Here is a 13,277-nt window from a genome sequence, read left to right as displayed (position 1 = left end):
CCCCTTTGAGGGCGCGCAGCTCACGGCGTTGAGTGCTCAGTGCTGCCGGTGCATGCGGCCCGCGATCGCGTGCCCCACGAACAGGTACACGACCGCGGCCAGCCCGTACCCGGCGACGACGCGCGCCCACGCCTCGTCGAACGTGAACAGGTCGTGCGACCAGCCGGCCAGCCAGCGCGCCGCGTCGTGCACGAACTGCACGAAGTCGTTGGCGGGGTTGGCGTCCAGCAGGTACATGAGGATCCACAGGCCCAGGATGAGGGCCATGATGTCGGCGACGATCGCGATGACCGTACCGGCCTGGTTGGCACCGTTGCGATATCGAGGGGACATACCCTCCGGGTTGCCACTCGCGCCTGGCTGAAACCCGGCTGCCGCCGCACCGCGGTCGGCTGTCATTCGTCCGTCGTTCGAGTGGAGTTGGCCGCTCCAGGGGAGGGTGTTCTCTGGGGTCTTTGATGATCCTGCCCCCTTGAGCGGCAGGAGGGCCGTTGTCCGACGACAGAACATCCACGACCGAGGAACCGAGACTCACCACCCGCCGAACCACACACCGCCGCGTCCCGCGTCTCGTCGTCGCCGCGCTGCCGCTCGCCCTCGCCGGACTGCTGTCCCTGACGATCTCGGGCAACGCGCTCCGGCCGTTCGAACGCATCACGGTCATCGAGTCGCGGATGGCCTCCAAGTCCGACTACTTCAAAGACCCCGAAGTGGAACGGCTGTTACTCGAGCACGGCATCCGCGTGGACATCCGCCGCCTCGGCTCCCGGGGTATCGCCACCCGGTCCCTGAAGGGCCTGGACGTGGTCTTCCCGTCCGGCCAGCCCGCGGCGAAGCTGATCCTGGACCGGCCCGACGACACCGGCCAGACGGTGCGCCCCTTCGTCTCCCCGCTGGCCCTCGGCAGCTTCCGCGACTACGCGGAGACCCTGGTGAAGGCGGGCGTGGCGGAGCGGCAGGGCGGAAAAGGGACGCTCTACTACGACCTCGACATGGAAAAGTTCATGACCCTGCTCAACGGCGTGGACGACCCCGACCCGGACAACCCCAAGGACGGCCCCGCGGACGGCAAGGGCAAAGAGGCGGACACCTGGAACGGGATCGGCTACGACGACGTGGCCCCCGGCAACCGCAGCAACAGCGGCAGCGTCCTGGTGCGCACGTCCAACGTCTGCGAGTCCAACTCCGCCGGCACCTATCTGAGCATGCTCGCCTTCGTCGCCAACGACGACAAGACCCCGGGCTCCAACCACCCCAACAACCCCAAGCGCGCCAAGGAGGAGGTGGACCGGATCGCCGCGGAGATCAAACCCCTGGTCACCCTGCAGGGCATGTGGGCCGACGAGCAGGCCGACAGCTACTTCTCCGCATTCGGTGAGGACCTTGCGCCCATCGCCCTGATCTACGAGCACCAGTTCCTGGCCCACCAGATAGCCCACCAGCGCAAGGACGGCAAGCAGGACACCACCCGCGTCCTGCTCTACCCCAAGCCGTACGCGCTCACCGAGCCGCAGCTCATCTCCCTCAGCCCGCAGGGCGACCGGCTGGTCGAGCTGATCGAGGAGGACGCAGAACTGCGTCAGCGGGCCCTGGAACTGGGCTTCCGGATCCGTTTCTCCGGCGAGAACGGCGCCAGCGAGCAACTGGACGACTACCTGCGCGACCACGGCGTCCAGGTGCCGGTCCCGAACCCCGACCAGACCAAGGCACTGGAACCCGGCCTGCAGGTCCTCGACGACATCATCAACTACGTCGGCGACTGCCCGCCGCCCAACCCGGACGACCCGTCATGACCAGGCTCGGACGCGCCCTGACCGCCTTGCTCACCCTGGTCCTGCTCGCCGGCCTCACCTCCTGCACACAGGACCAGGACCCGGTCACCCTGCGCGTCCTCGCCAGCCCCGAACTCGCCGACATCGCGCCACTGCTGGGCGAGCTGGAGGAGGACACGGGAGTCGAGCTGGAGATGGAGTACGAGGCCAACGCGGACCTCGCAGGGCAATACCCGGGCGGCCCGGACCACGACCTGGCGTGGCTCGCCTCGGACCGCTCCTTCCTGCTCCGCGTCCAGGACTCCGAGGGCCGCCTGACCCGGCCCGAGTCCACCCCGATCATGCGCTCGCCGGTCGTCGTCGGCCTCGAACCCGACATCGCCGGCAAGCTGCGCGAGGCCGCCCCCGAGGGCCGGATCTCGTGGGCGGACGTGGCGGACGCCGCCGCCGACGGCACCGTACGGTTCGGGATGGCTGATCCCCGGCGCAGCGACACCGGCCGCGCCGCACTCGTCGGGGTCGCCACCGCCGCCGCCGGCACCGGACGTGCACTGCGCGAGGAGGACGTCTCCTGTGACCGGTTGCGGGGCTTCCGCTCCGGCCAGACCCTCACCGCGGCCAGCTCCCGGGACCTGATCGCCGCCTATCTCGGCAAGCCGGGCGACACCAACGCGCTGATCGCGCACGAGGCGGAGCTGCTGTCGCTCAACGCCGACGACAGGCGGGGCCGTCCACTGCAGATCGTGCACCCCGACGACGGCATGGTGCTCTCCGACTTCCCGTTGCTGCTGCTCGACCAGGAGCAGCGGTCGGCGTACGGCAGGGTGGTGGACTGGCTGCTGAGCGCCGACACGCAACGAAAGCTCATGGAACGCACCTTCCGGCGCCCGGTCAACCAGGACGTCGAACCCTCCGAGCCGCTGCGGGCGGACGTCGGCAACGCGCTCTCCTTCCCCGGCAGCCTCTCCATCGTCGAGCAACTGATCACCGACTACGGCGACCCCAAGAGCCGCACCGCCGACCAGGTCGTCTTCGTCCTCGACTTCTCCACCTCGATGCGCGGCGAGCGGATGGCCGACCTGCGCGCCGCCTTCGCCGGACTCAGCGGCGCCGACGAGACCTCCACCGGCAAGTTCGCCCGCTTCTACCGGGGCGAGCGCCTCACGGTCGTCCGGTTCGGCGGCCGGGTACTGGAGGAACGCACCGTCACGGTACGCGGCGACGCCGATCTGCGAAGTCTCGACCAGACGGTCGCCGACGGCGGCTACGACGACGCCACCGCCGTATGGACCGCCCTCGACCGCGGCTACCGCATCGCCACCGCCGCCGTACGCGACGAGCCCGCACGCCCCGTCGCGATCGTGCTGATGACCGACGGCGAGAACAACGCCGGCATCACCTACGACGAGTTCCTGCGCCGCCACAGCTCCCTCGGCAGCGACGCGAAGGCGGTGCCCACCTTCCCCGTCCATTTCGGAGAGGCCGACGCGGCAGCCCTTGAGCGCGCCGCCACGGCGACCGGCGGCCGCATGGTCGACGCCAACCTCTCCTCCCTCTCCGACGCGTTCAAGGAGATCCGTGGGTGTCATTGATGGTCAGTGGTGGGGCCTGTGGTGGCCGTGGCTGCTCGTCTGGGCCGGCACGGCGGCCTGCCTGGCCATCGTGCTCGGGTACGGGTGGCAGCGCCTGCGCCGGCGGCGCAAGCGCGGCGGGACGCACCTCGACATGTGCTTCTACCTGCACAAGCAGCGGGTCATGGACATCTACGAGGTCGGCGGTTTCGCCCAGTCCCTGAGCCAGGAGGTGGCCCACCGGCTCCAGGTGCAGAACAACTACGGGCTGTGGGGCAAGCTCTTCTTCTGGATGGGCAAGGCGGAACGGGGCGTCACCCGGGAGCAGGTCACCACCTACCTCCGCGAGGCCAACCCCATGAACGTCATCGGGGTGGTCATGGACGCCATGCGCAAGGAGGACCGCGTGGTGGACGCCGACCTCGTCGAGGGCGACCTCGTCCTCAACCGGGAGAGCGCCGACCGGCTGAGCCGCAGATACCCCGACGGGGAGATTCCCCTCAGTGCCCTGGGGCTGGCGTACGTCTCCGTCACCGGCGGATTCACCGCGAAACGTGAGGAGAACGGCGTACGTCTGAGTGCCTCGTACGGCACCGGCGCACACGTGGAGATCATGTGCTTCGAGTCCCAGGGCCGTGGCGACTTCCGCGAGGAGCACTACTACACGGGGAAGTTCACGGCCCGCTGCCTGGGCAAGGTCCTGGCCTGGGACGAGGAGAAGGGGAAGCTGACCCTCGACCCGGTCGCCATCTTCCGCTGAGCTGCCAGGAGTTGAGCTCGGCCAGCACGCGCAGGGTGTGCGGGTCGGGGGACAGCACCAGCAGGTCGGTCACCGGCCCCTTGCGCCACAACTCCAGCCGCTGTGCGATGCGTTCGCGCGGGCCGACGAGGGAGATCTCGTCCGCGAACGCGTCGGGCACCGCCCGTACGGCCTCCTCCCGACGGCCGGCGAGGAACAGCTCCTGGATCCGCCGCGCCTCCTCCTCGTACCGTTCCTAAAGGCTGAGCGGGAGTGAGTCCTGTTGCCAGAACTCATGCTCAGTCGAACGCCCCGGACGGTCTTGGGCGTTCTGGTCTTCCGCGTTCGCTCCGCATCCGGCGCGCACGGATCGTGTCCGTGGTCCGGGAATGCGGCGGCGGGTTCCCTCACGCCCGGGGATGACCGGTCGGGCCTGGACGGTCCGATGCCCACGACGATCGCTCCGGTCGTCGTGGGGCGGTGCCGTCCGTCGCCGGATCGGGTGTCCTTGGGCGCGCCTTCCGATCGCCACGGCGGCAGCGTCGTGGCGAGTGGTCTTCCTGGTAGTCGAGGTGAGCGGCTTTTGCCAGTGCTCGGCGCCCCAGCGGCTCGTGTAGGCCGGGTCAACAGCGATGATCGCGATGCCCATCTGATCGGCCATCGAGGTCAGCCGGGCACGCAGGCTGCCGGTGGGCAGGCCGGAGATGAGTTGGCGGAATCGCTTCCTGCGGCCATGTTTTTCGCGGGTCTTGTCCCCGCCGAAGTCCAGGTCCTCAACCGCAATTGCCTTCACGCCGCAGGTTTTCGCCCAGTGCAGCAGCCGGGTGAGGGCGTGGCGGACTTGCGCGTCACGGTGATCTCGCGTACCAGACAGGTCGTAGAAGAAGCGGCGTGGGGCGCCGGTCGGGTTGCCGTGGACATCCAGGCTCCAGGCGGCAAGGTGATCGGCGTTGGTATCGACACCGATCACGCCATCGGCGAGGGCGGTGGCCATGGGAATGGTCCGGGTGGGCGGGATCTGCCAGGAGGCGGTCAGGTACCAGCGGTCCCGGCCTGTGTCGTAGTGGATGCGGTAGGCCACGGCCCGTCTGGCTTCGACGCGGTCGGCCCATTCGGTGCCGCGGTGCGGGAAGGTGACGTGGCAGGCGAGTACGTACCGACCATGCGGGGCATTCGCCAGATGCCCGAGCGGTGCGGGCAGCTTGATCCTCACCTCACCCTCCGGGCTGACGCAGATGGTCTCGTTGCCGCATTGCCTCCCAGACTCGCCGTCGGCGGCGAGAAACCAGCGTGCCGCTTCCCAGTACTGGCGCCACTGCGGCTCGGTGAGCTGGGCGGCGTCCAGATGGTGCCGGGTGCGGGCCAACTGCTTGCCACCGCGCACCACGTGTACGATCCCGGCCTCGCGGTCGGCCCGCTCATGCTCCAGCCGATCCTCCAGCACGTGCAGGCGACGCGACTTGGCGAACCACTCCTGCCGGGACCGGTAGCCGCCCGGCGCCTGGTTGGAGCCCTTCTCCCCGATGGGCAGGGACAGCCTATGCACGATGGTCCGGATGCCCGCTTCCAGGCCCTGGATATGCGCCAGCTGGCCACGGCGAGCTAGCGCCCATTGATCGTGGGACGCCTTGGTGATACTGCCCGCCCAGCGCGACGACGAGACGGGTGTCAGCTCCCGCTTGCGTGCAGCCCACGTGTCGGTGGAGTGCTCCAGACCGGCCTGGCAGCGGCGCTTGAGATCGCGCGAGGCGAGCGCACCCAGATGCGCCCCGACCAGGCGCAGCACGTTTTCGTCGCTGGGTGTCAGGTGCTTGAGGCGGGTGCGAACCGCGACACCGGTCGGGCCGGGCGCGACGAATGGCTTCGCCACCTCCCTCAGCCCGCCCACCCCGTCACCCCGCCCGACTCCACTCCCGAAAACCCGTCATCGCACCCAACGGTGCCCACCCGCAAAGGTCACGCATTCGATTTGATTTGCGTCTCCTGGGGCGAGAGCAACGAACTATTGCGTCAGCCGCGATCTGCGTTGAGCTCCGCGAGCACCCGCAGCGTGTGCGGGTCCGCAGCGAGGGCGAGCAGGTCGGTCACCGGGCCTTTCCGCCACAATTCCAGCCGCTCGGCAATGCGTTCGCGTGGTCCGACGAGGGAGATTTCGTCGGCGAAGGCGTCCGGGACGGTCAGTATCGCCTCCTCCCGGCGGCCGGACAGGAACAGATCCTGGATCCGGTGGGCCTGCTGCTCGTACCCCATGCGCGCCATGAGGTCGGCGTGGAAGTTACGGGCCGCGTGCCCCATGCCGCCGATGTAGAAGCCGAGCATGGCCTTGACGGGGAGGAGCCCTTCGGAGACGTCGTCGCAGACCTGGACGCGGGCCATCGGGGCGACGAGGAAGCCCTCGGGAAGGTCGGTGACGGCCTCCCCGTACACCTCGGGCCGGGACGGCGACCAGTACAACGGCAGCCAGCCGTCGGCGATGCGGGTGGTCTGCGCGACGTTCTTGGGCCCCTCGGCGCCGATGAGGACGGGGAGGTCGGGCCGGAGGGGATGGGTGATCGGCTTCAGCGCCTTGCCGATACGGGTAGCGTCCGGCCCGCGGTACGGATGGGGGTGGAAACGCCCGTCGAGCTCAACGGGCGCCTCGCGCCGCAGCACTTGCCGTACGACATCGACGTACTCCCGTGTTGCGGTCAGCGGCGACTTCGGGAACGGCCGCCCATACCACCCCTCCACCACCTGCGGCCCCGACAGCCCGAGCCCCAGCAGCATCCGGCCACCGGAGAGATGATCGAGGGTGAGGGCGTGCATGGCGGTGGTCGTCGGCGAGCGGGCCGCCATCTGGGCAACCGCCGTGCCCAGCTTGATGGTTGAGGTGTGGGCGGCGATCCAGGTGAGCGGCGTGAACGCGTCCGAGCCCCAGGACTCCGCCGTCCACACCGAGTCGTACCCGAGCCGCTCCGCCTCCCGCGCAAGCGCCAGATGGTCGGGGGAGGGGCCGCGGCCCCAGTAGCCGAGGGCGAGACCGAGCCGCATACCGCCTCCTGACGAGGTGTCAGTTTCCCGAGGGGCGACTGTACGACAACGGCCCCCCGCCCGGAAGGGCGAGGGGCCGTGCGGCTACGGGCTCGACGTCAGCCGCGCTGGATACCGGTCGTGTCCTGCAGGACACCCCGGCGGCCGTCCTGCGTCTGCGCGACCAGCGCCGGACCGCGCTGCTCGACGGCCAGGTACCAGGTGCCCGGGGCGAGTTCGGCGATCGGCGTCGGCGAGCCGTCCTCCGGGAACAGCGGCCGCGGCACCGGCACCGCGAACCAGAACGGGGAGAAGTCCCCGGCCGGCGGCTGCGGCTGCTGGGCCTGCTGCGGCTGGCCGCCGTAGGGCTGACCGGGCTGACCCGGCTGCGGCTGACCGCCGAATCCGGCGGGCTGCTGGGCGCCCGGGTAGCCGTAACCACCCTGCGGCTGACCGCCGTAGGGCTGCGGGGCGGCCGGGCGCGGGGCCGGGAGGAGGGTGCCCTTGAGAGCGGGGACCAGGGGGGTGGCGACGGCGGCGGCGGCCATGAGCAGGGTGGCCACGAGGGCGAGGATCAGACCCGTGCCGGCGTCGGGGCCGTCGGAGGAGTCACCGCCGAAGTTGTTGGCGGCGCTCGCCGGATCGAAGACGTTGCCGAGCGCGCTCCATGCGGCGAACACCGTGAAGGCGACGCCGAACTGGCCGAGGTCGAGCCCTGCGACCTTCGGGGCCTGCGGCAGCCCGCGGCCGACGACGACGAGCGCGGCGCCGATGAGACCCGCCAGTACGACGCTCATCAGCACCGGGCCGCTGCCCCACAGGCTGGGCATGTCCAAGCCGTCCGGAGCACCGTCGGACGAGTAGAAGCTGAGGAACGACGCGACGAACAGCAACACCGCTGCTCCGATCACCACGCCGTCGCCTCGAGTGAGGGAGCGGATATTCACTTCAGGTCCTTCGTAGGTCGTCTCGTCATCGGTGGAGGCGTCGCTGTCACCATGTCGCCGTCAGGCCGCGGTGTGAAGCGCGGGGGTGGCCCCTCATCGTACGGATGACACTATCGTCCGTACGATCGCGCTGTCCGCCGGGATCAGCCCGCTGATGACTACCCGCGCAGGAAACTCACGATTCCATCAGAGATCCCTTGCGCCGCCTTCTGCCTCCACGCGCCGCTGGTCAGCAGTGCCGCGTCCTTGCTATCGCGCATGTTGCCGCACTCGAGGAACACCTTCGGAACTGTTGACAGATTGAGACCGCCCAGGTCCTGACGCGTGACGAGACCGGTGCCGTTGCCAACGTAGTTGGACGGTGCGCTGCCGGTGGCCCGTACGAAGCTTCCCGCGATCCGCTCGCCGAGGTCGCGGGACGGCCCGACGATCGGCCGGGTGTCGGCGGCGCCCTTGTGGACGGACGCCGGGAGGATGACATGGAACCCGCGGTTCCCGGCGCCGGACCCGTCCGCGTGGATGGACACCACGGCGTCGGCCTTCGCGGCGTTCCCGATCCGCGCCCGCTCGTCGATGCAGGGCCCGAACGGCCGGTCGCCGTCCTGGGTCAGCTTCACCGTGGCGCCCTGCTGCTGCAGCAGTGTGCGCAGGCGGTGGGCGACGTCCAGGGTGAACTTTGCCTCGGTGTACCCGGAGTTGGTGGAGGTGCCCGTGGTGTCGCACTCCTTCCAGTTCGTACCGATGTGCACCTTGCGGTTGATATCGGCCGTGTGCTGGAAGTTGCCCGGGTTGTGACCGGGGTCGATGACGACGACCTTGCCCTTGAGGGGACCGGCGGCCGTGGGCGTCGGGGAGGCGCTCGGCTCCTTGGCGTCGGAGACCGACGTATCGGTCGGGGAGGCGGGCGCATCGGCCGGGGAGGCGGGCGAGGAGGGATGTGCGCTCGCCGAGGCCCCGGACGCCTGTCCCGGCGTACCGCCGGAGCCCTCGGAGTCACCCACCGCCTCGTACACCAGCCACCCGAGCAGCGCGCCCGGTACCAGCGCCGCGACGGCGACGGTCAGCGCCCCGCGGCGGGGGCGTCGGGGCTGGAGGTCATCGAATTCGGGGCCTCGGTACGACACGTCTGCCACCCTAGCTGCCGGGCACGCCACCCCACGGCCCGTGTGCGGCCCAATGGGTGGTGGCCTGCGCCGTTCGGCTGGCGAATCCCTTCGCGGGACCGCTCAGATCCCCGCCCCCGAGCGCCGCAGCACACGCAGCGAGTCGGTGGCCGAGACCTCCGTGAAGGCGCCGGAGGCGAGGGCGCGGATGTAGACGCGGTACGGGGCCTGGCCGGTGAACTCGTCCGCCGGGTCCGGGAACACGTCGTGGATGACCAGCAGACCGCCCTCGGCGACATGCGGCGCCCAGCCCTCGTAGTCGGCGGTCGCGTGCTCGTCGGTGTGGCCGCCGTCGATGAAGACGAGGGCGAGGGGGGAGTTCCAGAACCGCGCGATCTGCGGGGAGCGGCCGACCAGGGCGACCACGTGCTCCTCCAGTCCCGCCCGGTGCAGCGTGCGGCGGAACGTGGGCAGCGTGTCCATCAGGCCGAGCTCGGGGTCGACCGTCTCCGGGTCGTGGTAGTCCCAGCCGGGCTGCTGCTCCTCGCTGCCGCGGTGGTGGTCGACGGTGAGCGCGGTCACACCGGCCGCGCGGGCCGCGTCTGCGAGGAGGATGGTGGAGCGACCGCAGTACGTCCCGACCTCGAGGAGCGGCAGTCCGAGCCGCGCGGCCTCGACAGCCGCCGCGTACAGGGCGAGGCCCTCGCCGGTGGGCATGAACCCCTTCGCGGCCTCGAAGGCGGCCAGGATCTCGGGCTTGGGGGCCGCGGGCATGGGGGTCCCTCTCGGTCGTACGGGTATTAGGTGGGACCCATGCTGCCGTACCCCCTGGCCGGCGGTGACCAGGGGGTACGGCGGTGGTGGGGCAGGATGCCCAGGTACCTGGATGCCTAGGACATGTCCAGCTTGTTCGTCATGATGCGCGTGGTGTCGAACTCCCACACGACCCAGAACTTGCCCGGCGCGTACTCGTCGCCCATCGCGTATGTGTCCCAGCCCTTCCCCGTCCCGGCCGGTGTCTCGTCCTCGTCGAGTTCGAAGCCGTCGGCGAAGAACGTGGCCTCGCCCCAGGCCGCCCCGGGGGCTTTCTCCCGGTAGTTGAGGATGTCGCGGTACTCGGGGGCGGTCTTGGGCGTGGGGGTGTTGTAGATGTACAGATACCTGCCGTTGCCGTCCTTGGCGAAGAAGGCCTTGGAGGTGTCCAGGCTCGGCAGGTCGGGGTCAGCGGCGAAGGGCGTCCAGGTGACGCCGCCGTCGGGGCTCGTGGACCTCATGGCCTGCGCGTTCTCGCTGCGGGCCACCATGACCAGCTCGTTCCCGGTCTTGCCGTTCTGGTCGAGGGCGATCTGGTTCTCGCCGGCCTTGACGCCCTCGGCGTTTCCGTTTTCCACGAAGCCGGCCTTCGTCCAGGTCGTCAGGTCCTTGGAGACCAGTACTCCGTTCTCCCGCTTGGTGGCCCAGTACGGGATGGCGTGGTTGCCGTTGGCCAGCTTGAGCGGGCGGCCGGCGAAGACCAGGTTGCCGATGCTCGGGAAGCTGGCGGGGTGGTCCTGCCAGGTGTGGCCACCGTCGGTGCTGCGCTTGACGACGGTGCCGTTGATCGGAAGGCCGTTGTTGTTCAGGCCGTCCCCGTCCGACTCGCTCGTGTCCGCGATCGGGGTGCGCCCCATGAACGCGTAGATGTCGCTGCCGACCTGGTAGAGGATGACGTAGTGCCAGGCGTACTCGCTGGTCTCCTGGGCCAGGGTCTGGGGGCGGCTCCAGTGGGCGCCGCCGTCGGTCGTGTACGCGTACCGGATGTATCCCATGTCCACGTTGCCGGGCCTGAGGCCCTCTCGCCAGGCCACGACCGCGTTGGTCTCGCTGGTGGCGATGATGTCGGGGGTGCGCGGGCCGTCGCCCCCGGTGACCAGGTTCGTGTAGACGGTCGACTGGCCCGTGATGATGCCGGCGGAGGCCGGGCCCGGCAGCAGCAGGCCGGACAGGACGGTGAGGACGAGTGCGGTCAGGAGTACGGGCCATGCCCGTCTGCGCTTCACCACAGCCATTGCTGACTCGCGCTCTCTGAGCAGGTCCACTGAATGGCCTCCGTTCCGGCGGTCTGACTGGCACTGGGTATGGCGAGACACAGCCCGCTGTTCTTGTTCTGGAGTCGGTCGAGGCTGATGCGGACCCAGACCTGCTCGTCACCGCTGCCGCACGGCCACTGGATGACCTTGGCGCCGTTCACGGTGGTCGCGCCCGCGAGGGCCAGGCACTTGCCGTTGACCTTGTTGACCACGCGGTAGCCGCCGGTCACGGGCTTGAGCGCCCAGTAGTTGCTGTCGCTGTTGCTGCACGACCACTGGATCATCGTGATGCCGTTGGTGTAGCTGGAGCCGGGGTTGGCCAGGCACTGGCCGGAGCCCATGTTGTAGAGACGGGCGTAGGTCGAGGTGTCCTCGGACCACACCCAGCGCTGGTCCAGGTTCTCCGAGCAGGTCCACTGGATGGCCCCGAGGCCGTTGGCCGTGCTGGAGTTGGGGACGGCCAGGCACTTGTCGCTGTTCAGGTTCCGCAGCCGGTTCCAGCTGTCGTGGACCCAGACCTGCTCGTTGCCGGCGGCGTTGCAGGGCCACTGAATGGCCTGTGTCCCGTCGGCCAGGCTGGAGTTGGGCATGGCGAGACACTGGCCGCTGTTGCGGTTGCGGACGAGATAGCGGTCTCCGTTTCCGCCCGCCACCTTGGTGAACGTCCAGTCCTGGTCGAAGTTCTCGCTACAGGTCCACTGGACCAGGCCCGTGCCGTTCGCCGTACTGGAGTTGGGCACGGCCAGGCATCTTCCCGCGTTGAGGTTGCGGAGGTTTCTCCAGTCGTCCTCCGCGTGTGCCGGAGTGGAGGAGGCCAGTGACCACACCACTGTGGCGGCGACTGCGCACAGCGCCGTGAGGGCGGCCGCGAAGACGCGGGTCAGGTTTTTCATATGCATGACATCGAGCAACCTCTCTGTTTCCGTCGTTGGACCGTTCTGCAGCGACTTGATCAGGATGCGATGCGGCTCCTGGGGAAGTCGTTAGCGGTGGGCCCACTGAGACTTGGCTGTGGATCTACTCCCGCACTGCGAGCGCCTGAAGCCGGTACTCCTTGGGTGACATCCCGTACGCGGCGCGGAAGGCGCGGGTGAAGTCGGAGGCGCGCGGCAGGCCCCACCGGGTGGCGATGGTGTGGATCGGCGCGGTGCGCAGGGCCGGGTCCGCCAAGTCGCGACGGGCGCCCTCCAGTCGGCGTCGGCGGACGCAGGCAGCGACTGTCTCCCCCTGCGCCGCCTCCTGGAAGAGGCGGTGCAGGTAGCTGAGCGAGATGTGGTGCGCGGCGGCGATGACGGGCGGTGTCAGATTCGGGTCGTGCAGGTTCTGCTGGATGAACGCCTGTATGCGAGTGGTCAGGACGCCCTGCCGGGTCTCCGGCGGCAGGGCGTCCTCCGTCTCCAGCACGTTGGCGATCCAGGCCGACAGCAGGTCGAGGAGGACCGTCCCCAGGCGCGGTGCGTCGGACGGCCGCAGGGTGTCGGCCTGCCGGTCCAGGCCGGTGAGGAAGTCCGTCAGCAGAGCGCCGATTCCCTCCCGCCCCGACAGCCGTCTGCCCAACAGCTCCCGGTGCGGTGGCACATGCATCAGTGCCTTGGGGACCTCCACGCCGACCCCCGTGCAGGCACGGCGTTCGCCGTCGCTGTACGACTGCACGTCACCCGGCCGTGAGCTGTCGGCCAGGTACAGGTCACCGGGGCCGTATGTGTCGTACCGTCCGTCGTGGTCGACGGCCAGCCCTCCGTCGAGCACCAGCCTCAGGTGGTACAGCTCGGGGTCGGACTGCCGCACCATTTTCGCGCTCCGGCGGAACCGCGACGGCAGGAACGACGTCGGCCACACGGTCACCGGCCCCAGCTGTAACAGCCGCTGCTCCGCCCAGTAGTCGGCGGCGTAGTCACTGGTGAGGTCGGCGGGTGCGACGGTTCGGCCGATGCGCTCTCGCCAGAGGTCGAACCTGTCCTCCGCGGGCACGTCCTCGCTCCGGAACAGCGTCCCGATCATCCCGCCCCCGCCCCTCCCGCTCCTGAACCCCCGTCAGGCGCGTGCCGCTGATCTCCGGTCACACGG

The 13,277-nt window shown here is 69.6% G+C and carries 12 protein-coding genes and 1 pseudogene; 3 read left to right on the top strand and 10 right to left on the bottom strand.

Translation table 11 applies throughout. From position 1 onward, the window contains the following. Positions 1-36 precede the first annotated feature (36 nt). Positions 37-333 (bottom strand): hypothetical protein, encoded by a 297-nt coding sequence (locus tag StrepF001_RS26925; RefSeq protein WP_129800808.1) that lies wholly within the window; start codon positions 331-333, stop codon positions 37-39. 158 nt (positions 334-491) lie between these two features. Here StrepF001_RS26925 and StrepF001_RS26920 point away from each other — a divergent pair, with 158 nt between their 5' ends. From StrepF001_RS26920 to StrepF001_RS26910, 3 genes are read left to right on the top strand one after another with little or no spacing between them, the layout of a single operon-like run. Beyond that, positions 492-1,793 (top strand): hypothetical protein, encoded by a 1,302-nt coding sequence (locus StrepF001_RS26920; RefSeq protein WP_129800807.1) that lies wholly within the window; start codon positions 492-494, stop codon positions 1,791-1,793. After that, on the top strand, positions 1,790-3,364 hold the full coding sequence (locus StrepF001_RS26915) for a VWA domain-containing protein (protein WP_129800806.1): 1,575 nt from the start codon (positions 1,790-1,792) through the stop codon (positions 3,362-3,364). Before StrepF001_RS26920 ends, StrepF001_RS26915 begins: the two co-directional genes overlap by 4 nt. After that, positions 3,351-4,103, top strand: coding sequence for a hypothetical protein (locus StrepF001_RS26910; RefSeq protein WP_129800805.1), 753 nt, complete (start codon positions 3,351-3,353; stop codon positions 4,101-4,103). Before StrepF001_RS26915 ends, StrepF001_RS26910 begins: the two co-directional genes overlap by 14 nt. Before the next feature lie 7 nt (positions 4,104-4,110). On the opposite strand, the pseudogene StrepF001_RS26905 reads toward StrepF001_RS26910, so the two are convergent. The 9 genes and pseudogenes from StrepF001_RS26905 to StrepF001_RS26865 form a co-directional block, all read right to left on the bottom strand. Then, positions 4,111-4,332: pseudogene (locus StrepF001_RS26905) on the bottom strand (LLM class F420-dependent oxidoreductase); the annotation flags it as partial. Between the two features lie 6 nt (positions 4,333-4,338). After that, a complete protein-coding gene (locus tag StrepF001_RS26900; RefSeq protein ID WP_240797694.1) occupies positions 4,339-5,952 on the bottom strand; it encodes a transposase in 1,614 nt (537 codons plus the stop codon). 140 nt (positions 5,953-6,092) lie between these two features. Further along, positions 6,093-7,112 (bottom strand): LLM class F420-dependent oxidoreductase, encoded by a 1,020-nt coding sequence (locus StrepF001_RS26895; protein WP_129800803.1) that lies wholly within the window; start codon positions 7,110-7,112, stop codon positions 6,093-6,095. A gap of 98 nt (positions 7,113-7,210) precedes the next feature. Beyond that, positions 7,211-8,038 carry a DUF5336 domain-containing protein gene (locus StrepF001_RS26890; RefSeq protein ID WP_129800802.1) on the bottom strand — a complete coding sequence of 276 codons (828 nt, stop codon included), beginning with the start codon at positions 8,036-8,038 and terminating at the stop codon, positions 7,211-7,213. A 158-nt stretch (positions 8,039-8,196) separates the two neighbouring features. Continuing rightward, on the bottom strand, positions 8,197-9,162 hold the full coding sequence (locus StrepF001_RS26885; protein WP_129800801.1) for an N-acetylmuramoyl-L-alanine amidase: 966 nt from the start codon (positions 9,160-9,162) through the stop codon (positions 8,197-8,199). Between the two features lie 102 nt (positions 9,163-9,264). Beyond that, positions 9,265-9,915 (bottom strand): class I SAM-dependent methyltransferase, encoded by a 651-nt coding sequence (locus tag StrepF001_RS26880; RefSeq protein WP_129800800.1) that lies wholly within the window; start codon positions 9,913-9,915, stop codon positions 9,265-9,267. Positions 9,916-10,031: 116 nt separating this feature from the next. Beyond that, entirely contained in the window at positions 10,032-11,219 is a 1,188-nt protein-coding gene (locus tag StrepF001_RS26875; protein WP_129800799.1) for a sialidase family protein, read from the bottom strand. After that, positions 11,177-12,109: an RICIN domain-containing protein gene (locus tag StrepF001_RS26870; RefSeq protein ID WP_129800798.1), complete on the bottom strand. Its 933-nt coding sequence runs from the start codon at positions 12,107-12,109 to the stop codon at positions 11,177-11,179. Before StrepF001_RS26870 ends, StrepF001_RS26875 begins: the two co-directional genes overlap by 43 nt. 118 nt (positions 12,110-12,227) lie before the next feature. After that, on the bottom strand, positions 12,228-13,211 hold the full coding sequence (locus tag StrepF001_RS26865; protein ID WP_129800797.1) for a helix-turn-helix domain-containing protein: 984 nt from the start codon (positions 13,209-13,211) through the stop codon (positions 12,228-12,230). Positions 13,212-13,277 lie beyond the last annotated feature (66 nt).

The sequence above is a fragment of the Streptomyces sp. F001 genome (genome assembly GCF_004187715.1).
Lineage (GTDB): Bacteria > Actinomycetota > Actinomycetes > Streptomycetales > Streptomycetaceae > Streptomyces > Streptomyces flavusporus.
The sequence above is the reverse complement of the archived record's forward strand: the minus strand, read 5'-3'. Positions and strand labels throughout refer to the sequence as shown.